1 protein-coding gene is annotated in these 456 nt (G+C 65.6%); it reads left to right on the top strand.

Translation table 11 applies throughout. The features are described from left to right. Positions 1 to 8 precede the first annotated feature (8 nt). A partial coding sequence (locus tag N4G66_RS45350) for an RNA-guided endonuclease InsQ/TnpB family protein (RefSeq protein ID WP_261710174.1) occupies positions 9 to 456 on the top strand: 448 nt, incomplete at its 3' end.

The raw sequence follows: 456 nt of genomic DNA, 5'->3' as shown, positions 1-456 counted from the left end.
CCACGTATGTGAAGCGGGCGTTCAAGTACCGCTTCTGTCCGACCGGTGCGCAGGCGGTCGAGTTGTCGCGGACGTTCGGGTGCGTGCGCAAGGTCTACAACATGGCGCTGGCGGCCCGTACCCAGGCGTGGGCGCGGCAGGAGCGGGTCAGCTACCACCAGACGTCGGCGTTGCTGACGGCGTGGAAGAAGACCGAGGAACTGGCCTACCTCAACGAGGTGTCCAGCGTTCCGCTCCAGCAGGCGTTGCGGCACTTGCAGGTGGCGTTCACGAACTTCTTCGGCAAGCGGGCCAAGTATCCGCGGTTCAAGTCGCGCAAGAAGTCCCGCAGATCCGCGGAGTACACCACCAGCGCTTTCCGGTTCCGTGACGGGAAGCTGACTTTGGCGAAGATGTCCGAGCCGCTGGACATCGTGTGGTCGCGTCCCCTGCCCGAGGGCGCGGTCCCGTCGACGG

It is taken from the genome of Streptomyces rhizosphaerihabitans (genome assembly GCF_025399795.1).
Classification (GTDB): Bacteria; Actinomycetota; Actinomycetes; order Streptomycetales; family Streptomycetaceae; genus Streptomyces; species Streptomyces rhizosphaerihabitans.
This window is presented reverse-complemented; position numbering and strand designations above follow the sequence as displayed.